The 19,149-nt window shown below is 62.0% G+C and carries 19 protein-coding genes and 1 riboswitch; of the genes, 6 read left to right on the forward strand and 13 right to left on the reverse strand.

The genetic code is table 11. From position 1 onward, the window contains the following. Window positions 1–44: 44 nt before the first annotated feature. The 7 genes from NE852_RS18020 to NE852_RS18050 all read right to left on the reverse strand — a co-directional run bounded on the left by NE852_RS18020 (window position 45) and on the right by NE852_RS18050 (window position 7,569). Window positions 45–1,550: a tripartite tricarboxylate transporter permease gene (locus NE852_RS18020; RefSeq protein ID WP_008536357.1), complete on the reverse strand. Its 1,506-nt coding sequence runs from the start codon at window positions 1,548–1,550 to the stop codon at window positions 45–47. 9 nt (window positions 1,551–1,559) lie between these two features. Beyond that, window positions 1,560–2,021, reverse strand: a complete 462-nt coding sequence (locus NE852_RS18025) for a tripartite tricarboxylate transporter TctB family protein (RefSeq protein WP_008536355.1) — start codon at window positions 2,019–2,021, stop codon at window positions 1,560–1,562. 217 nt (window positions 2,022–2,238) lie between these two features. Next, window positions 2,239–3,222 (reverse strand): tripartite tricarboxylate transporter substrate-binding protein, encoded by a 984-nt coding sequence (locus tag NE852_RS18030; RefSeq protein ID WP_008536354.1) that lies wholly within the window; start codon window positions 3,220–3,222, stop codon window positions 2,239–2,241. 207 nt (window positions 3,223–3,429) lie between these two features. Then, window positions 3,430–3,879, reverse strand: a complete 450-nt coding sequence (locus NE852_RS18035) for an SRPBCC family protein (protein ID WP_037175534.1) — start codon at window positions 3,877–3,879, stop codon at window positions 3,430–3,432. A gap of 48 nt (window positions 3,880–3,927) precedes the next feature. Further along, window positions 3,928–4,251 (reverse strand): helix-turn-helix transcriptional regulator, encoded by a 324-nt coding sequence (locus NE852_RS18040; protein WP_008536352.1) that lies wholly within the window; start codon window positions 4,249–4,251, stop codon window positions 3,928–3,930. Between the two features lie 112 nt (window positions 4,252–4,363). Next, window positions 4,364–5,698 carry a sigma-54 dependent transcriptional regulator gene (locus tag NE852_RS18045; RefSeq protein ID WP_008536351.1) on the reverse strand — a complete coding sequence of 445 codons (1,335 nt, stop codon included), beginning with the start codon at window positions 5,696–5,698 and terminating at the stop codon, window positions 4,364–4,366. Further along, window positions 5,695–7,569, reverse strand: coding sequence for a sensor histidine kinase (locus tag NE852_RS18050; protein ID WP_258155900.1), 1,875 nt, complete (start codon window positions 7,567–7,569; stop codon window positions 5,695–5,697). Before NE852_RS18050 ends, NE852_RS18045 begins: the two co-directional genes overlap by 4 nt. A gap of 112 nt (window positions 7,570–7,681) precedes the next feature. On the opposite strand from NE852_RS18050, the gene NE852_RS18055 reads away from it, so the two are divergent. After that, complete coding sequence (locus NE852_RS18055) at window positions 7,682–8,344, forward strand: sulfite oxidase-like oxidoreductase (RefSeq protein ID WP_008536349.1); 663 nt, start codon at window positions 7,682–7,684, stop codon at window positions 8,342–8,344. Here NE852_RS18055 and NE852_RS18060 read toward each other — a convergent pair. The 3 genes from NE852_RS18060 to NE852_RS18070 all read right to left on the reverse strand — a co-directional run bounded on the left by NE852_RS18060 (window position 8,329) and on the right by NE852_RS18070 (window position 9,908). After that, window positions 8,329–8,907, reverse strand: coding sequence for a hypothetical protein (locus tag NE852_RS18060; protein ID WP_052034603.1), 579 nt, complete (start codon window positions 8,905–8,907; stop codon window positions 8,329–8,331). The two genes, NE852_RS18055 and NE852_RS18060, sit on opposite strands and share 16 nt — an antisense overlap. Window positions 8,908–8,951: 44 nt before the next feature. Beyond that, a complete protein-coding gene (locus NE852_RS18065) occupies window positions 8,952–9,686 on the reverse strand; it encodes a CbtA family protein (RefSeq protein WP_008536345.1) in 735 nt (244 codons plus the stop codon). A gap of 12 nt (window positions 9,687–9,698) precedes the next feature. Continuing rightward, complete coding sequence (locus NE852_RS18070; RefSeq protein WP_008536344.1) at window positions 9,699–9,908, reverse strand: CbtB domain-containing protein; 210 nt, start codon at window positions 9,906–9,908, stop codon at window positions 9,699–9,701. Then, a riboswitch (adenosylcobalamin (AdoCbl) riboswitch) is annotated at window positions 9,907–10,063 on the reverse strand. (Overlaps the previous gene by 2 nt.) 180 nt (window positions 10,064–10,243) lie before the next feature. Between NE852_RS18070 and NE852_RS18075 the strand changes: the two genes are divergently transcribed. Further along, on the forward strand, window positions 10,244–10,807 hold the full coding sequence (locus tag NE852_RS18075; protein ID WP_037175529.1) for a histidine phosphatase family protein: 564 nt from the start codon (window positions 10,244–10,246) through the stop codon (window positions 10,805–10,807). A 441-nt stretch (window positions 10,808–11,248) separates the two neighbouring features. Beyond that, window positions 11,249–12,820, forward strand: a complete 1,572-nt coding sequence (locus NE852_RS18080) for a bifunctional diguanylate cyclase/phosphodiesterase (RefSeq protein ID WP_008536341.1) — start codon at window positions 11,249–11,251, stop codon at window positions 12,818–12,820. A 9-nt stretch (window positions 12,821–12,829) separates the two neighbouring features. Here NE852_RS18080 and NE852_RS18085 read toward each other — a convergent pair whose 3' ends face one another. Beyond that, on the reverse strand, window positions 12,830–14,431 hold the full coding sequence (locus NE852_RS18085) for an inorganic phosphate transporter (protein WP_008536340.1): 1,602 nt from the start codon (window positions 14,429–14,431) through the stop codon (window positions 12,830–12,832). 278 nt (window positions 14,432–14,709) lie between these two features. Between NE852_RS18085 and NE852_RS18090 the strand changes: the two genes are divergently transcribed. Continuing rightward, a complete protein-coding gene (locus NE852_RS18090; protein WP_008536339.1) occupies window positions 14,710–15,888 on the forward strand; it encodes an acetate/propionate family kinase in 1,179 nt (392 codons plus the stop codon). Between the two features lie 27 nt (window positions 15,889–15,915). On the opposite strand, the gene NE852_RS18095 is transcribed toward NE852_RS18090, so the two are convergent. Next, window positions 15,916–16,251, reverse strand: coding sequence for a hypothetical protein (locus NE852_RS18095; protein ID WP_008536338.1), 336 nt, complete (start codon window positions 16,249–16,251; stop codon window positions 15,916–15,918). Between the two features lie 187 nt (window positions 16,252–16,438). On the opposite strand from NE852_RS18095, the gene NE852_RS18100 reads away from it, so the two are divergent. Then, window positions 16,439–16,627, forward strand: coding sequence for a hypothetical protein (locus NE852_RS18100; RefSeq protein ID WP_008536337.1), 189 nt, complete (start codon window positions 16,439–16,441; stop codon window positions 16,625–16,627). Between the two features lie 31 nt (window positions 16,628–16,658). Here NE852_RS18100 and NE852_RS18105 read toward each other — a convergent pair whose 3' ends face one another. After that, on the reverse strand, window positions 16,659–17,549 hold the full coding sequence (locus tag NE852_RS18105; protein WP_008536336.1) for a helix-turn-helix domain-containing protein: 891 nt from the start codon (window positions 17,547–17,549) through the stop codon (window positions 16,659–16,661). A gap of 117 nt (window positions 17,550–17,666) precedes the next feature. Between NE852_RS18105 and pobA the strand changes: the two genes are divergently transcribed. After that, window positions 17,667–18,839 carry a 4-hydroxybenzoate 3-monooxygenase gene (gene pobA / locus NE852_RS18110; protein WP_008536335.1) on the forward strand — a complete coding sequence of 391 codons (1,173 nt, stop codon included), beginning with the start codon at window positions 17,667–17,669 and terminating at the stop codon, window positions 18,837–18,839. Window positions 18,840–19,149: the final 310 nt, after the last annotated feature.

The raw sequence follows: 19,149 nt of genomic DNA on the forward strand, positions 1-19,149 counted from the left end.
CTGAGATGATCTCTTGTTCATCAAACAGCCTCCGAGTTCAACCCTCAAGCCTCTTCGACGAAGACCTCCTCGCGCTTCTTCCTGACGCTCGGCAGGAAGACAACGATGAGCACGGCGAGCGCGATCGCCAGAAGCGTGGCGCTGATCGGCCGAGTGATGAAGGTGCTGGGATCGCCGCGCGACAAGATCATGGCGCGCCTGAGGTTCTCCTCCAGCAAAGGCCCGAGCACGAAGCCGAGCAGCAGCGGCGCAGGCTCGCAGCGAAGCTTCGCCAGCACGTAGCCGATGAGGCCGAAGAAGGCGACGGCATAGAGGTCGTAGACATTGGAATTGACGCTGTAGACCCCGATCGAGCAGAAGGCCATGATGACGGGGAAGAGCACGTAATAAGGCACGGTCAGCAGCTTCACCCACAGGCCGATCAGCGGTAGGTTGAGGATGACGAGCATCAGATTGCCGATCCACATCGAGGCGATGATGCCCCAGAACAAGGCCGGCTGCTCGGTAGCGACGTTTGGTCCCGGGACGATGCCCTGGATGATCATCGCGCCAATCATCAGCGCCATGACGGGATTGGCCGGGATGCCGAGCGTCAGGAGCGGAATGAACGAGGTCTGCGCCCCGGCATTATTGGCCGATTCCGGCCCCGCCACGCCGGCAACCGCGCCTTGGCCGAACTCCTCCGGCGTCTTCGACATGCGCTTCTCCACCGTATAGGAAGCGAAGGAAGCAAGGATCGCCCCGCCGCCCGGCAGGATGCCGAGCGCCGAACCGATTGCCGTGCCGCGGATGATCGGCGCGATCATCTCCCTGAATTCCTGACGGGAGGGCAGGAGGCCGGACACCTTGGCCATCAGCACCGCGCGTGTCGACTCGCCCTCGAGGTTGCGCAGGATTTCCGCCACGCCGAAGACACCGACGGCGAGCGCCACGAAGTTCAGCCCGTCCGCATATTCACGGATGCCGAGCGTAAAGCGGGGCGTGCCGGTATAGATATCGGTGCCGACAAGGCCGAGCAGCAGCCCGAGCGCCACCATCGCCAAAGCCTTGACCACCGAACCATGCGCGAGCGCGATCGAGGACACGAGGCCGACAATCATCAGCGAGAAATATTCGGCCGATCCGAATTGCAGCGCGATAGCGGTCAGCGGCGGCGCAAAGATCGCCACGAGGAAGGTGGAGACCGTGCCGGCGAAGAAAGAACCGAGGGCTGCGATCGCCAGAGCCGCACCCGCCCTGCCTTTGCGCGCCATCTGGTAGCCGTCGATCGCGGTGACGGCGGAAGAGGATTCGCCCGGCATATTGATGAGGATCGCCGTCGTCGAGCCGCCATATTGCGCGCCGTAATAGATGCCGGCGAGCATGATCAGCGAGGAAACCGGCTCGAGCTGGAAGGTGATCGGCAGAAGCATGGCGATCGTCGCCGTGGCGCCGATGCCGGGCAGCACCCCGATCAGCGTGCCGAGCAGCACGCCGATCAGGCAGAAGAGAAGGTTGTCGAGCGTCGCCGCCGTGGCGAAGCCGAGCGCGAGGTTGCTGAAAAGATCCACCATCGCCTCCTAGAACCGGACCCAGGGGCCGAAGCGTTCGAATGGCAGCCCGAGCCCATAACTGAAAACGGCGACCGAAAAGATCGTCAGCAGCAGCGAGAGGATGACCGCGAACACCACATTCATCTTGCGCGACGCGAAACAGGCGATGAAGGCGGTGAAAAACAGCGCCGGCGCAAATCCAAGCCCCCGCACCGTCAGACCGAAGAAGACGGGGGCCGGCAGGATGAAGAACATGCCGCGCCAGGCGAAGGGATCGACCGGCTCCCCCTCGACGCGCAGCGCCTGAACGAAGATGATCGCGCCGAGAAGTATCAGCGCGCAGGCAAGGATGAACGGGAAATAGCCGGGGCCCATGCGCAACGCCGTGCCGAGATCGAGCCCCAGCGACTGGAAAGCGAAGAAAGCGCCGGTCGCGACGAAAAGCGCGCCGCAGATCGCATTGGTCCTATCGAAACTGATGGATTTCATGGTGTCTCCTGGGTTTGGAGATGGTTGATGTCGTGTCGTGGCGCCCCTCGTCCGCCCTGCCGGGCACTTTCTCCCCGAGGGGAGAGGAAGACTCGCGGCATGCTCTTCCCGTCTTTCGACAGCGACGACGTTGCGGCGGATGCAGCCTACACATGGGACGTCCGCTCTCCCCAGCGGGGAGAGGGTAGGGTGAAGGGCTCCTGGCACACCCTCAAGATTAGTCGGCATATTCGCCGGCAGCCTCGATCACCGGCTTCCAGCGGGCGATCTCGCTTTCCAGCTTGGCCTTGAGCGCAGCCGGCGTCGCATCAGCGTCGGACGAAGGTGCGGTGCCGAGTTCGGCGAAGCGGGCGCCGACATTCGGGTCCTTCAGCGCCACCTGCAGCGACTTCGACAGGCGTTCGTTGATCGCGGCCGGCGTGCCCTTCGGCGTGTAGATGCCGTGCCAGATGCCGACTTCGAAGCCCGGCAGACCGGCTTCGACGGCCGTCGGAATATCCTTCATGACGTCGAGCCGCTTGGGCGAGGTCACCGCATAGGCCTTGATCGTGCCGCCCTGTATCTGTTTCGTCGTGTTGGTGGTCTGGTCGCACATGATATCGACCTGGCCGCCGAGCAGATCGGTCATGGCGGGACCGGTCCCCTTGTAGGGAACAGTCGTCAGCGGCGCCTGGATGGCGCTCATGAACATCATGCCGCAGAGATGCGAGGCCGCGCCGATGCCGGCATTGGCGACCGTCACCTTGTCCTTGTTGGCCTTGACATAGTCGATCAGCCCCTTGAGGTCGACCGGCTCGAAGTCCTTGCGTGCGACGATCGTCATCGGCACCTCGGTGACGAGGCCGACATAATCAAAGGCCCCAAGCGTGTCGTAGGCGAGCTTGCGGTAGAGCGTGGCGCTGGTCGCCATGCCGATATGGTGCAGCAGGATCGTGTAGCCGTCGGGATCGGCGCTCGCCACGCGGCCGGCGCCGAGCGTGCCGCCGGCGCCGCCGACATTTTCAACGACGATCTGCTGGCCGAGATCCTTGGACATTGATTCGGCGACAAGACGCGCAACGGTATCGGTCGGGCCGCCCGCGGCAAAAGGCACGACCATGGTGATGGTGCGCTCGGGATAGGTCTGCGCCGAAGCGACGCCGGCGAGAAGAGAGACCGCAGCAGCCGCGGTCAGGCCGAGCATGGCCTTCAGGATTTTCATCGTTTCCTCCCTGATGAAACAAGCGAGCCCACCGACGCATCCTCTGCGCCGGGGATCACCTATCTGCCGCCGGGAAAAATCGAACCGCAATCATCCCCGCCGCTTTCGAAAGACGATTCTGCGAGGATAAGATGCAGCATGGGTCGATTTGGAAACAAACGGCGGATGCGATGGGTGGAAATCCACCCATCGCTGACGGCAACTGCCTTATTTCTTGGGCGGCAGCACCACTTCGCCGGTCTCGATCAGCGATTTGAGGTTGGAGAGAATGCGCGGCCAGCCGCCGGACACGGCATTAATGAGCTTGGAATTCTCGACTTCGATAGAGTGCGTGACCGTCAGCTTGGTGGCTGTCTCAGTCACCGGCTCGATCTCCATCACGCATCGCGAATAACCTTCGGCCTTCAACTCCGGCATGAACTCGTTCTGCCACTTCAGCACCAGCCGTTTCGGCGGGTCGCATTCCAGGATTTCACCGGTATCGGCGACCGATCCGTCCTCGAACAGAAGTCTCCAGGCCGCGCCCGCCTTCCATTCGGTCTCGAAATGCGCGCCGAGCCAGAATTTTTTCATGAATTCCGCCGTCGTCAACGCCGCCCAGAGCTGGTCCGGGGTCGTGCGGATAAAGGTGACGTAGTTATATGTACTGCCAGCCATGATGATGCTCCTTTTGGCCAAGTGTCAGTACTCCCGATGGCAGGGCCGTCAGTTGCGGCCCTTGCCTTCGAGGGTTTCCTTCAGGTCGGCCAGCGCATTCAGCCGCTGCCGCTCGAACTTGCTGATCCAGCGCTGCGCGATCGCGTTGATCGGCACCGGATTGATGAAATGCAGCTTCTCCCGGCCCCGGCGCTCGGATGAAACCAGATTAGCCTCCTCCAGGATCGTAACATGCTTCGCCACCGCCTGGCGTGTCATGGCAAGTCCCTGGCAGAGTTCGCCCAGCGTCTGGCCGTTCCTGGCATGCAGCCGGTCCAGCAATTGCCGTCGGCTCGCATCCGCCAGAGCCCGGAAAACCACATCATCATCCATGTCTTTATATGGAACCATCTGGTTGCCTGTTATGCTCCTTATAGGCAACCAAATGGTTGCATGTCAAGCCAAGAATACGATCTGAAAAGCACGCTCCTTCCCCAAAAAGGACTCAGCTTTCGGTAGTCAGCATCCGCTTGTCGAGGCCGTATTTCTGCATTTTTTCATAGAGGGTCTTGCGGGAGATGCCGAGCGACTCATAGACCGGCCTCAGGCTGCCGCCATGCGCCACCAGCGCGCTGGCGATCACCCCTCGCTCGAATTCGGCGACGCGTTCGGCGAGACCGGTCGCGTCCTCGGCCTGCCGCCCGCCATTGTCGAGACCGAGAACCACGCGGTCGGCGGCGTTCCTCAGTTCCCGCACATTGCCGGGCCAGTCGCGCTGGGCGATGTCGGAGATCACCTCCGGCGGCACGGCCGCCTCGTCGCGGCCGTAGCGGGCGGCCGCTTCCCGCACCAGCTGCAGGAAAAGCAGCGGAATATCAGCCCGCCGCTGCGACAGCGACGGCACGTGCAGCGTCGCGACGTTCAGCCGGTAGAGAAGATCGGCGCGGAAGCGGCCAGCGGTTACTTCCGCCTCGAGATCCACTTTGCTCGTGGCGATGAAGCGCACGTCGAGCGACACGACCTCGTTCGATCCAAGCCTTGTTATCACCCGCTCCTGCAGCACCCGCAGAAACTTCGCCTGCAAATCGAAGGGCATCGAGCCGATCTCGTCGAGCAGGATGGTGCCGCCGCGGCCATGCTCGAATTTTCCGTAACGCGGCCGGACCGCGCCGGGAAAGGCGCCGGCTTCATGGCCGAAGAGTTCGCTCTCGATCAGGTTCGCCGGCAGCGCCGCGCAATTGATCGCGATGAACGGCCGGCTCGCCCGGGCACTGATATCGTGAAGCGCGCGCGCCACCACTTCTTTGCCCGCCCCGGTCTCGCCGACGATGAGCGTATCGGCATCGCTGGCACCGATCGCTCGGATGCGGTAGCGCAGGTCCACCATCACCTGCGTGCGCCCCGGCAGCCGCGCCTCGATGTCGTCGCGTTTCCCGGCGACCGCCTTCAGCAGCCGGTTTTCGAGCACGAGCCCGCGCCGCTCCATCGCCCGGCGGATGACACCGGCGAGCATTTCAGGCGTGAACGGTTTCTCGATGAAATCATAGGCGCCTTCGCGCATCGCCTTCACCGCCAGTTGCACGTCGCCATGGCCGGTCACGAGGATGACCGGTACTTCGGGATCAATCTCGCGGATCTTTTGCATCAACGTCATGCCATCAACGCCGGGCATGCGGATATCGCTGACGACGACGCCGGGAAAGCTGTAGCCGATCAGCTCGAGCACATGGTCGCCGTTCGAAAAGGTCTCGACGCTGAAACCGGAGAGTTCCAGCGCCTGCGCGGTCGAGCGGCGCAGTTCCTCCTCGTCGTCAACAAGCAGGATCTTCGCATCGTTCATTCCGCCGCCTCCGGCATCAGCCCCGCCGCCGACTGCAGCTCGATGCGGAAGACCGCGCCCCCTTTGGGATGATTGGCGGTCGTGAGGCTGCCGCCGAAATCCTTGACGATATTGTAGGAGATCGAAAGTCCAAGGCCGAGACCTTTGCCGACGCCCTTGGTCGTGAAGAACGGATCGAAGATGCGCTCGGCGATTGCCGCCGGCACGCCCGGTCCGTGGTCGCGCACCGTCAAGACCACTTTGCCTGCCTCCTCGACCGCCGAAACCTCGATGCGCCTGTCATCAAGTCCTTCCACCGCATCGGCCGCATTGGAGATCACGTTCACCAGCACCTGCTGCAGACGCACCGAGCCGGCGCGCACGACCGGCGGCCGTGTGCCGAGATCGAGCCGCAGCTCGGCGTCTGCCGCCTTCAGCCGCCAGGCGATGATCTCCAGCGTGTCGCGCATCGCCTCGTCGAGAGAAACCGGTCCGAGCTTCTCGTTCGGCTTGCGGGCGAAGTTGCGCAGGTGCCGGCTGATCGAGGCCATGCGGTCGATCAGCCCGCCGATCCGTCTTATATTGTCATGCGCCTCCTCCACCCGGCCGCGGTCGATCAGCACCGAAGCACTGTCCGTATAGGTCTTGGCGGCGGCGAGCGGCTGGTTGAACTCATGCGAAAGCGCAGCCGACATCTGCCCGAGCCCGGCAAGCTTGCCCGCCTGGATGAGATCGGCCTGCGTCTGGCGAAGCTGCTGCTCGGTCTGCCGCCGCTCGGCGATCTCCTCCTCGATGCGGCTGTTGACGCGGGCAAGATCGGCCGTCCGCTCCTCCACCCGCCGCTCCAGTTCGCCCCGCGCTTCGGCCTGCATCTGCATGCGCTCGGCAAGGCGTGCCCGCCGCTGGCGAAGGACGGCAACTGCCAGGGCGGCGATGCAAAGGATGAGAAAGACGGCGACAAGCGCCGTGCGCGCCTGCGCACGGATGGAGCGCGTCTCCATCAGCACGTTCACTGTCCAGTCCTCGGCCGGCATGTAATGCGACAGCACCAGATATTCGCTCGCGCTCCGGTCGCTCGCCAGCGTCATCAGATCGTGCTGTTCGAAGCGGTGATACGTCACGGGCAGTGGCGTCAGCCTGGCATTGGCATAGCGTCGCGAGGCTTGCGTGCGGGCGATACGATCCGCCGTCAGCGGCAGGATCGCACTGTAGAGCCACTCCGGGCTGCCGGACATGAAGATGATGCCTTCGGGATCGGAGACGAAAATCTTGTATTCCCCGCCGCTCCAGGAGGATTCGATCATGTCGATATCGACCTTGAAGACGATGACGCCTCGAATATCGGCGCCGACCCGGATCGGAGCCGAGAAATAATAGCCGCGTTTCAGCGAGGTGGTGCCGAGCGCATAAAACCGGGCCTGCCGGCCTTCGATTGCCTCCTGGAAATAGGGCCGGTAGTTGAAATTCTGGCCGACGAAGCTGCCCGGTCCATCATAATTGCTCGCCGCGATCGTCTCTCCATCCGGGTTCACCACATAGATATCGGAGGATTTCAGAAGCCCGTTGATGGCCTTGAGATAGAGGTTGGCCGTATCGCGCAGCGCCATGTCGTCGGGGGCGCTGACCAGCTCCTGGATATCGTCGTGATCGGCGATCAGCGCCGGCAGCGCCTCGTAGCGGTTGAGATGGCCGCTGAGCGCCGAAACGGCAAGGCGCAGCGCTGTTCCCGCCTGGGCCGAAGCCTCCTCCATATAGGCGCGCGTCGCAATCGCGCTTCCAAAGGTGAAGAAGGCGAAGATGACGAGCGGAACCGCCAGCAGCGCCGCTATCCCACGATATCTCGAAGACAGATCCCGCTCCTCCCTTTCTGCCTCCGCTCCCCAGCAAGGCATGCCCGACCGGCCCAAGTTTAGTAAGACGAGCGAGGATTTCCAAGGGCCTGCCGAAACTTGACACCCGGCGAGACCGGATGTCCTATTGCTGCATCGCAAGGAGACCCCGCTCATGAGCGACGACCAGACGCCCGCTGACAGCAAGCTCACCAGTTCCAAGCGCCGCTGGGCGGCGGAGGGCAAATTCCTGACCGGCCGTATCAGCCGTCCCGAGGCCGAGCGCCTGCCGCCCGGCCAGCACCTCGTCAAGAACTGGCCAGTGCTCGATCTCGGCCAGCAGCCGGTGGTTTCAACCGATAGCTGGCGGCTTGAGGTGCGAGGCCTCGTCGAAACTGCGCTCACCCTCACCTGGGCCGATTTCCAGGCGATCGAGCAAAGCATTGGGATGAGCGATATTCACTGCGTCACCACCTGGTCGCGCTACGACAATAAATGGAAGGGCGTTTCGACCCGCGATCTGCTCGACCTCGCCATGCCGAAACCAGAAGCAGCTTACGTCATGCTGACGAGCTATGACGGCTATACCACCAACCTGCCGCTTGTCGATTTCGCCGCCGAAGATGCCATCCTCGCAACCTCCTGGGAGGACTTGCCTCTGACAGCAGATCATGGCGGCCCGATGCGCCTCGTCGTGCCGCATCTCTACTTCTGGAAAAGCGCCAAATGGCTGCGACGCATCGAGCTAATCGCCGCTGACGCGGCCGGCTTCTGGGAAAAGAACGGCTACCATATGCTTGGCGATCCGTGGCGCGAGCAGCGCTATTCCGACAACTGATCCCGCGGGCGCAGGAAGCGGCGAAGTGTAAAAACCGCGAGACCGAGCAAGACAGAGAGCCCTGTCAGCGACGCCATACTGGCGAAATGGATCGGCACCCTGCTCCATCGCGGCTTGACGATATCGGCGGTGTTGAAAGCTTCGCCGCTGAATTGGCACGTGACGAGCGCAAGCCCGCGTCGCACCATATCGACGTCGACGGCGGAGATGATCCGGTTGGCGGCAAGCGCCTCCTGCGGCATCTCCCGCATCGCCATCAGCACAGCTTTGGTTGCCGCGAGATAGGCATGGGCGCATTCGTTGAACGGACTTCCCTCATCCGTCACGCTGCCCGGTACCCTGCCCCACAGACAATAGGAATACTGGATCTCGGCATAGTTCAGAATGCGGCGGAACGGCTCGTTCGTATCGACTGCCCGCGACGCAAGGTCGATGATCCCACTGCGATATTCTGAAATCACCGCCATCTCGCCGTGGGAAATTTCAGGAATATCCAGACCGGCATGGCTGCCGCCTTCGCTGCTGCCATGGGCAAAGGCGGTTCCAACCCCGAACAGAAACAGGCTTGCCGCAAGACCGAGAGCGGCAAGCCCTTTACGACGCCGGCTCACCGGAACGCCGGCCGCAACCCGCCCTTGACGGCAAGCCGTCTTTCCGCGAGCGCCCCGAAAGCAAGGCCGAGCGTGGCCCAAAGGATGACGTGCATGCCGAGCGAGGTCGTGCGGAAGCGCCAGAGCACCAGTGCCGAGAAATTCTCGGGCACCTCGTTGATCGGCGGCAGCAGATAGAGCACGAGGCCGATGAAGACGAGATAGGCGATGCCGGCGATGATCGCGCCGTTCCAGAGACCGAAACGCTCGGAAAGACGGCGCGAAAGCGCCACCGCCGCAATCAGCGCGGCGAGCGAGACGACGATCATCAGGAAGAACAGCTCGGTCCTGACGCCGATCGTATCGGGGTTGCCGACTGCCGGCGGGTTGGCCGGATACTTGACGGCGGGAACGAGTACGATCGCCACGAAAGCGGCGGTAGCGATGACGGCCGAGGTCCCGCGCGCCGAAAGACTGCTGAAGCGACCATGCACGAAGGCGAAGGCAAGCGCGAAAAGCCCGCCGACGGCAACGCTGTAAGCCATGACGCCGGTGAAAAGGCCGAGACCGGCCTGGGTGGCGCGGCTGACGATTTCGGGTTCGGCGGCTTCGCCCGCCGCCTGTGCGCTCGCCTCCTCGAAGGCGATCGCCGCATCGACCAACGGCTCGCCGAAGGTGTGGGCGAAGGCAAAAACGAGGATACCAGCAATCAGGCCCGCGAGCATGCCGCGAAGCAGAAGGTTTCCAACCATGTCAGAATCCCTTTAGTGGCAGGGAAAACCGAGGAGATGGCGGCCGTCATGCACGAATTCATGCACATACATGCCGTTGAACAGCGCCATCGCGCCTTCCTCGGTGCCGACAAAATAAAGGGCGATGAGCATCAGCAGGCCGCCAAAGATCGCCCAGGGCAGGATATCTCCCACAGGGATCGGCGCCGGTGCCGCGACGGGGGCGAAAGTGGTATCAGACATGTATTCCTCCAGAATGACGCGTTCAGTCGAAAGAGTGCTTGTGCGGTAGGGTCTGACTTCCAGCACGAAGAGCTTTCGACACGCTGGTCACAGTGGCGCGACCGCGCCGGATTTCCACCGGCTTCCAAACCCGCAACAGCACGGTTATATCTGCACGCTGGAGAGACTGTCAACGGAACTTCACGAGCCGGTGAAGGGCCGTCCCACAGCATAATTCCTTAACTCGGAACCGATTTAAGGATAAAATTATGCAGCAATTTAAAGCGCTAGAGCGTCCTTTGCGCGCCTAAAGAGGCGCGCGGCGCTGTAGCCGCATTCCGGAGATCAGAACGATGGTGAACACGCGTCTCACCTGGATCTGCCATGGCGCGACGGCGGCAAGCCGCAAGGCCCTGTTCCCGCTCGACGAACCGCTGGAAAGCAAGGCCGCGAAGGACGCGGCCGAGATGGCCGCGCTGCCCCGCGCCGACCGCATCTTCACCAGTCCCGCCCTGCGCACCCGCCAGACCGCGACAGCGCTCCGCCTCGACGCCGGGATCGACCCGGCGCTTCGCGATTGCGACCATGGCCGCTGGGCCGGCAGGCCGATCGTCACGATAGGGTCCGAAGAGCCGGAGAATCTGGAAATCTGGATGAGCGATCCGCAAGCGGCCCCGCACGGCGGCGAAAGTCTTTTCGACCTGCGCACGCGCGTCGCCGGCTGGATGGATGCTCAGTCCACCCTCGGCGGACATGTGATCGCCGTTAGCCACGCGGCAATCATCCGGGCGGCGGTCGTGCATGTGCTTCAGGCGCCGCTCTCTTCCTTCTGGCTGATTGACGTCGGACCGCTCGCAATCGTCCGCATGACCAGCGACGGGCGACGCTGGTCGCTGCGCTTCAGCATTAGTGACCTCTGATCTTATCCAGCCTTACGCAAGCAAATCGCGTCATCTCTATTGAACCCGGCTTTGCCGGAACTACTTCCTTGTCCCAAGGAGATGGAAGAAATGACATATGACTGGAGTGGGGAGCGTACGCGGCGCCTGCGTTTTATGCGTGTCGCCACGGTTACGGTTCTGGTCGGTCTCCTCGTCAGCGTACCGCTGCTGATCGTCACCGCCTGAAGTACGAGAAAGGGCGAGCGATGCAATTGCACGCTCGCCTTCGTTCTTCTCAGGCGCGAGATACGCGCCCATGGTCAGCCTTTGTCGCCGCCCGCAGAACGAGTATCCGCCGCCACGGCTCACGCCTTTCGAGGCCGGTAGCAGGCCGCCGCTCTGATAATTCGCCTTCTGGTTTCAACGAACATTTCAGACTTTCGTGATTACGTCGGCGCGGGCGGAGACGGAGAAGGCCATATGCCGGTGTTTTTCCAAAGCAGGGCCGGAAGGCAATGCGTGTCGATCATGGCGTTCGGAGTAACCCTCTGGCTCCTCGGCACGCTGTTGCAGTTCGGCGACAACCTGGTCTCCTTCATGATCGGTTTCGGCGAGTACGGCGCCGACAAACTCGTCCTGGCGCTCGGCATCGCCGGCGCCATGAGTTTCGTCTACTCGGTGCTGCGCATCGCCGATCTCCGCAAGGAAATGGAGCTGCGCTCGGCGGCCCAGACAAAGGCCGACTGGACCGCCACCCACGATCACCTGACAAAATTGCCGAACCGCTATGCCTTCGAGCGCAAGATCCTGTCGCGGCCGACCAAGGACGACGAGGCCGAAATCGAGGGGTCGGAAGGCAACGTCACCATCTTCTCTGTCGATCTTGACGGCTTCAAGAAGGTGAACGACCTCGTCGGCCACAAGGGCGGCGATGTGCTGTTGATCGAAGTTGCCAAACGTATCTGTGCGCTCGGCAATGCCGATTGCGTCTATCGCTTCGGCGGCGACGAATTCATCATCGTCGCCTTCGCCCTGACGGCGCAGCGCGAGGAGCATTTTGCCAGGCTGCTGATCCAGGCGGTCACCCGCCCTATCCATATCGACGGCTTTGCTGTCGAGGTCGGCGCCAGCGTCGGCTACGACCGCTGGGCCGAGGGCGCCGAACCGCTGGAAGATGCCGCCCATCGTGCCGATCTTGCCATGTACGAGGCGAAATCGCGCGGACCCAACCATTTTCTCGTCTTCGAAGCCTCGATGCAGGACAAGGTGACGGAACGCGCTGCGCTGGAAACGAGGCTGCGCGCCGCAATCTCCAACAAGGCGATCAAACCCTTCTACCAGCCGCTGATCGATCTCAAGACCGGCCAGCTCTGTGGCTTCGAGGCATTGGCGCGCTGGATCGGCGACGACGACATCAATATCCCGCCGCCCGTCTTCATCGACATCGCCGAGGAAACCGGCATGATCACCGCCCTGTTCGAGGATCTTCTCGCCCAGGCCTGCAGTGATGCACTCAGCTGGCCGGAGCATGTGACCTTGTCCTTCAACGTCTCGCCGGTGCAGATGGAAGACAAGCTCCTGACCTCGCGCATCCTCAAGGTCCTCTCGGCAAGCCGGCTGCCGCCGCAGCGCCTTGAAATTGAGATCACCGAAAACGCGCTGATCCAGGATCCCGCTGTCGCCGCCGTCATCCTCGAGGAACTGCACGCTGCCGGCATTCAGATCGCGCTCGACGATTTCGGCACGGGTTATTCGAGCCTCGCCCAGCTCGCCCGCTATCGTTTCGACAAGATCAAGATCGACAAGAGCTTCACTGCCACCTGCCGTGAAGACGAACGTCAGGAAAAGATCGTCCGCGCCATGCTCGGCCTCGGCCGGAGCCTCAACATCAAGACAACAGCGGAAGGCGTCGAGGAGCACGGCCAGCTTGCCTTCCTGCTGCAGCTCGGCTGCGACATCGGCCAGGGCTATCTTTTCGGCAAGGCAATGCCCGCCGCAGAGGCGGGCATCTTCATCAGCAATCGCACTGCCAGTCTGGCCTCGACGGCCTGACGGAATGCCTTAAAACACCTGCCGCAGGACAACGAACAGCACGAAGGCGATCGCGATCGAGGCCGGCAGCGTCAGCACCCAGGCCATCAGCATGTTGCGCACGGTCGACCATTGCAGGCCGGAACCGTTCGCCGCCATGGTGCCGGCAACGCCTGACGACAGCACATGCGTGGTCGAAACCGGCAAGCCGAGATGGTCCGCCGAAGCGATGGTGACCATCGCCACGACTTCGGCTGCCGCGCCCTGCCCGTAGGTCAGATGCGTCTTGCCGATCTTTTCGCCGACGGTGACGACGATGCGCTTCCAGCCCACCATCGTGCCGAGGCCAAGCGCAATAGCAACCGCCACCTTCACCCAGAGCGGAATGAACTTCGTCGCGTTGTCGACCGCCTTGTGATAGCTCGTCACCGCGGTGAGGTCGCCGGCGTCCATCGGCAGCAGCTTCTGCTTGTCGATCAGCTTCAGCGCCTCGCCGATCAGGTAGATGTCGTTGCGGACGTTGCCGACGAGATGGGTCGGCACCGCTTCGAGCGTCGGGAAGGCAGCGACTTCGGCGCTCGTCTGATGGATATATTGCTGCAGGGCCGGCGTCGTCGCATCCGTCCAGGTCTTGTTCTTGACGGCGTTGCTGACTTCGGCCTTGTAGTCGGTGACGGCCACACCGGGCTTCACATATTTGCCGAGCGCCGTTTCCACCTGGACCGATGCCGACTTATAGGCTTCGAGATAATTGACATCGGGCGTGCGGTTCAGCGCGAAGGCCGTCGGCACCAGACCGATCAAGATGAGCATGATGAGACCCATGCCCTTCTGGCCGTCGTTGGAGCCGTGGGCGAAGCTGACGCCGGTGCAGGTGAAGATCAGGATCGCGCGGATCCAGAGCGGCGGCGGCTTGTTGCCCTTCGGCTCTTCATAGAGCGCCTTGTTGCGCACCAGAAACTTCATGACCACGAGAAGGACCGCGGAAAGACCGAAGCCGATCAGCGGCGAGATCAGAAGCGACAGGCCGATATTGGTCGCTTGCGTCCAGTCAACGCCGCTCGTCGCGGTGCCTGCCGGCGCCAGGAACTGGTTGGCAAGACCGACGCCGATGATCGATCCCACAAGCGTATGCGAACTCGACGACGGCAGGCCGAGATACCAGGTTCCGAGGTTCCAGACGATCGCGGCAATCAGCAGCGCAAAGACCATCGCGAGGCCGGAACCGGAGCCGACCTGCAGGATCAGTTCCACCGGCAGCAGCGCCAGAATGCCGAAAGCGACGGCGCCGCTTGAGGTCAGCACGCCGAGAAAGTTGAAGAAACCCGACCAGATGACGGCGAATTCCGCCGGCATTGAACGGGTGTAGATAACGGTGGCGACGGCATTGGCCGTATCATGGAAGCCGTTGACGAATTCGAACCCGAGCGCGATCAGCAGCGCAAGACCAAGCAGAATCCAGGGAACGGCAACTGCGGTTGTCAGGTCGCGGGTGAGTGCATAGGCGACATATCCGAGGCCGCAGATAAGAACGAGTGCGAATACCGGCAAGAACCATTTGCCGGATGAATTCGAACCGTGGAGCGGGTGGGAAGTGTCGCTATGAACCTGGCTGGGGGCGATATCGGCCATGGCATAGTTCCTTATTCCGTTTTCAAATTTGCCTTTTGTTAATAATTCCGCAGCGTGAAGCTCTCATGACGCCTCGCCTCACCCATCCCGTAACGCACTGACATCAGGCAATATTAGCCGTCGTAGTTGTCCGGCGCATTCGCAAGAGTTACCGTGTCACAATCCCGGTCGGTCGGGGTGATAGCCTCGCAACAATAGGAATGCCTGACAGGCGTATGAGTGCCTTTCCGGCCGAAGCCCCGGCGCTAGATCAACGATTGTGCGGAGGCCCTGAAGATATGCCATCGACCGATCTCCTGCTGACGTTCAATGCCGGCTCCTCGACCGTCAAGATCGGCATCTTCGCAATCGAAGGCGCCGAGGCGCGGCGGATCGGCAAGGGCGTGATCGATTTTCGCGCCGAACCGCTTTCGCTCGATCTGACGGAGGGAGCGCGGACATTCGAGGTGCCGCTGAAGGCCAAGGTGACGGAAGATCTGCGCGACATCGTCGACGAGACCTTCGCCCTTCTCGCCGACCATTTCGACATGACCGCAGTGCGTGGCGCCGGCCATCGCGTCGTGCATGGCGGCGACCGCTTCACGAAAGCGGCTGCCCTCGACGAGGCCGCTATCGATGCCATCGAGGCCCTGACCCCGCTTGCGCCCCTGCATCAGCCGCAGGCGCTGCGCTTCATCCGTGCGCTCCGGCATTTCAAGCCGCAACTTGCCCAGACGGCCTCCTTCGACACGGCCTTCCACGCGACCCAGGAAGATCTCGTCCGCCGCCTCGCCATTCCCCGCGCTCTGCATGAGCAGGGCATCAAGCGTTACGGCTTCCACGGACTTTCCTATAAGTTCATCTCCCGCGAACTTCGCCGCGAGGCGCCCCGCGCGGCAAAGGCGGTGGTCGCCCATCTCGGCAGCGGCGCCAGCCTCTGCGCTTTGGATCAAGGCGTCAGCCGGGATTGCAGCATGGGTTTTTCGGCGCTCGACGGCATTCCCATGGCGACGCGCCCAGGCTGGCTCGATCCCGGCGTCATCCTGCATCTGGCAGGCGAGAAGAAGCAGTCGTTCAAGGAGATCGAGGATCTGCTCTATCATCGCTCCGGCCTGCTCGGCGTTTCCGGCATCAGCGCCGATACGCGCGAGCTGTTGAAGGACGATCGACAGGAGGCGCGGGAGGCGATCGACCTTTTCACACTGCGCATCGCCGGCGAAATCGGCCGCATGGCGGCAACGCTCGACGGCATCGACGCCGTCGTTTTCACTGCCGGCATCGGCGAGCATCAGCCGGAGATCCGCGCCGGCGTGGCGAAACGGCTGTCCTGGCTCGGCCTTTCAATCGACCCGGAGGCCAACGCCGCCAATGATTTCACCATCAGCACGCGGGAGAGCCGCATTGCCGCTCATGTCGTCGCCACCGATGAGGAACAGATCATCGCCGACGAGGCGCTGTCCATTCTTCGCAGTGACTGATCAAGATCAATGGCGGCAGGATCGCCGCTACTGTGCCTTGTCGGTTGCACCAGGCGTGATCGGCACAGTCCCGGCTGCCTTCGGAGACACCGCCGGTCCTGAGGGCTCGGCCGCGCTCGGGACCGCGGGCGTCGTCGATGCGGTCTGAGTGGGATCGGTCGTCTGCCTCGGCCAGAGTGCGGCGCCTGCGGTTGCGAGGAGAACGATGACGATGCCGGTGCCGATCACATGCCAGGCCGAAAAGGCGCGCCGACCGCCGGCTGTGATATCTTCATCCTCGTCGTCGTCCGGCACCTGCTCCAGCGGCAGGCCGGTCTTTTCATCCACGGGCAGATTGTTGTGGTCATCGAGATATCGAGTCATGTGATGCCCTCCCATCTGTGCGGTGCGAACGCGGCACCCGGCAAAATGTTCCATTGACCGGGCATCGAACGGAACAGCCGACAAGCAAAATCTAAAGTTGGTGAAAACCATCAGGCGTTGTTCCCGGAAGGCCGTATCGTCGGCTATGCATCTTGGGCAAGATGCAAGGTCCAACCGAGGAAACGATATGAAGGGTTTCGCTGCCACGCTCACCGCCGCGCGGCTGGAAAAGGCGCTCGCTTTTTATATGACGTCGGAAGCCCGGCGGGATGGTTCAGCCGATCCGGTTGAGCCGATGGAAGAACGCGAGGCGCATGAGATCCGCACGAGCGAACGCGCCCGTGATGCGGAAGAGCGCGCCGAGGCTGCTTGGTAAGTGATCGCCCTCCGGCGATCGATTGCAAGCTCTATGCTCCCTCAAGCCGGACCTTCTCCTTCATGCGCCAGACCCGCGGCGTTTCTCCCGTATATTTGAGGAAGAAGCGCGAGAAATAAGCGGGATCGGCAAAGCCGAGCTGAAATCCGATCTCCTGAACGCTGGCGAGCGTAAAAACGAGCTGACGCTTCGCTTCTTCGATGAGCTTCCCCGCGATCAATTCGTGAGGCGTATTACCGGCCATTGACCGGACGATCCGAGTGAGGTGCGTCGGCGAAACCCCGATTTCCCTGGCATAGAAGGAAGCGGGCTTGTGTGATCGAAAATGCCGCTGGATCAGTTCGTTCAGCATTTCCATCCGCCGCACGTTCTCGTTTAACGGAGGCTCCTGCTTATTCCCCTGGTGGGAAATCCTTGCCGTCAGCCGCAACACCAGGGCGACATAGGCGGCCAGCACCTCGTTGCGACCGCTGCGGCGGCTTTCAAATTCTTCGCCCAATCGCCTCAATGTCTGCATGACATAGATCGCTTCGGCATTATGAGGATCGAGCGGCGTCAGATGCGGCGTTGCCAGCCACTCGCCGACGTGGCTTCGCTCGCCGGGCGGATGACTGAGATGGGATCTGAGCGTGGTGATGACGATGCCATCGATATCGCGTGAGAAACGAAAGCCGTGGTGGAGCCCAGGGGGAACGGTGATGACCGCCGGCGGATGGATGGCGTGGCTCTTCTCGCCGAAGATCGCATCGCCCGAACCGGCTTCGATGTACAATATCTGAAAGAAGCTTTCGTGGCGGTGGAGCCGAATCTCCCATTGATGCAGGCTGCTGCGGGAGCGAATTGTTTCGCAGTGCAACCAAAAATCCGGTTCTCGGCCGGTATTTTCACCATAGAGCTCATAGGTGGGTACATGCCTGCTCATGGGGCTCCTCCCGCGCCAATGTTCGATTAATGCAATTTTTAGGCTGGAATGTCCATTGTTGCAGTGGGGATGACACGGCAGAATCCGGCAAAACGCAAAATTGCAGGGAGGACGCATTTGCGAACCCAGGTCGCCATCATCGGTTCGGGGCCATCCGGCCTGCTGCTCGGCCAGCTTCTGACGGAAGCCGGCATCGACAATGTCATTCTCGATCGTGTGAACAAAGACTACATCCTTGGCCGGGTCCGCGCCGGGGTTCTGGAGGAAGGCACGGTCGGGCTGTTGGATGAGGCCAAGGCCGGAGCACGGCTGCATGCCGAAGGCCTGCCGCATGACGGTTTCTCACTCGCCTTCGACGGACGCGACCATCGCATCGACCTCTACGAATTGACCGGCGGCAGGCGCGTCACGGTGTATGGACAGACCGAGGTGACACGCGATCTGATGGAGCGGCGCGAAACGAGCGGCGCCCCGTCAATCTACGATGCCGTCAATGTCACGCCGCATGATTTCGACGGTCGCTCTCCCTTCGTCACTTACGCAAAAGACGGCATTGTCCAGCGCATCGATTGCGACTTCATCGCTGGCTGCGACGGCTTTCATGGATCGAGCCGCAAGGCTGTCCCCGAGCGAGCGATCAGGAATTTCGAAAAGGTCTACCCCTTCGGCTGGCTCGGTGTTCTTGCCGACGTGGCGCCTGTCAGCCATGAACTGATCTACGCCAACCATCCAAGGGGTTTTGCGCTCTGTTCGATGCGCTCGGCCACGCGCAGCCGTTACTACATCCAGTGCCCGCTCGACGAAAAGGTCGAGGACTGGAGCGACGACCGCTTCTGGGACGAGTTGAGACGGCGCCTGCCGGCGCATCACGCCGAGGCACTGGCGACCGCGCCGTCCTTCGAGAAATCGATCGCACCGTTGCGCTCCTTCGTCGCCGAGCCGATGCACTTCGGCCGACTTTTCCTCGTCGGCGACGCCGCCCATATCGTACCGCCGACGGGTGCCAAGGGGCTGAACCTCGCCGCCAGCGACGTCCACTATCTTTTCTCCGGGCTTCTTGAACATTACCGGGAAGGCTCGAGCGGCGGCATTAACGCCTATTCCCAACGGGCGCTCGCCCGTGTGTGGAAAGCCGTGCGCTTCTCCTGGTGGATGACGACGATGATGCACCGATTTCCCGATACGGGCGATTTCGACCAGAAGATCCAGGAGGCGGAACTCGATTATCTCACACATTCCCGCGCAGCCTCCACCGCGCTCGCGGAGAACTATGTGGGCCTGCCGTTCTGATAACAGGATAGCTCGATACGCCCGATCCTGGAATCGGGCGGCCTGCACTGAAGCAGCCGCCACAGTAGATCGTCATGATGGCGTCATCGTTGTCCCGGCATTATATCGTCTGAAGGTTTCTGCTGACCGAAATTGATAAATCGCATGAATAGGCAGAGAATACCGGGTTCGGGCGACGCAATATCAGCGCAATATCAGCGCAATATACGACATGAATCTTCGTCATCAGAGGGACAGATGCCGGGGCCGGTTCTTCTGTTGGAATGTTCGAGCTGGGCACAATGGACCTGTTGGATTTAACGGGTGGAAT

Source organism: Rhizobium sp. Pop5 (genome assembly GCF_024721175.1).
In the GTDB taxonomy this organism is placed as follows: domain Bacteria; phylum Pseudomonadota; class Alphaproteobacteria; order Rhizobiales; family Rhizobiaceae; genus Rhizobium.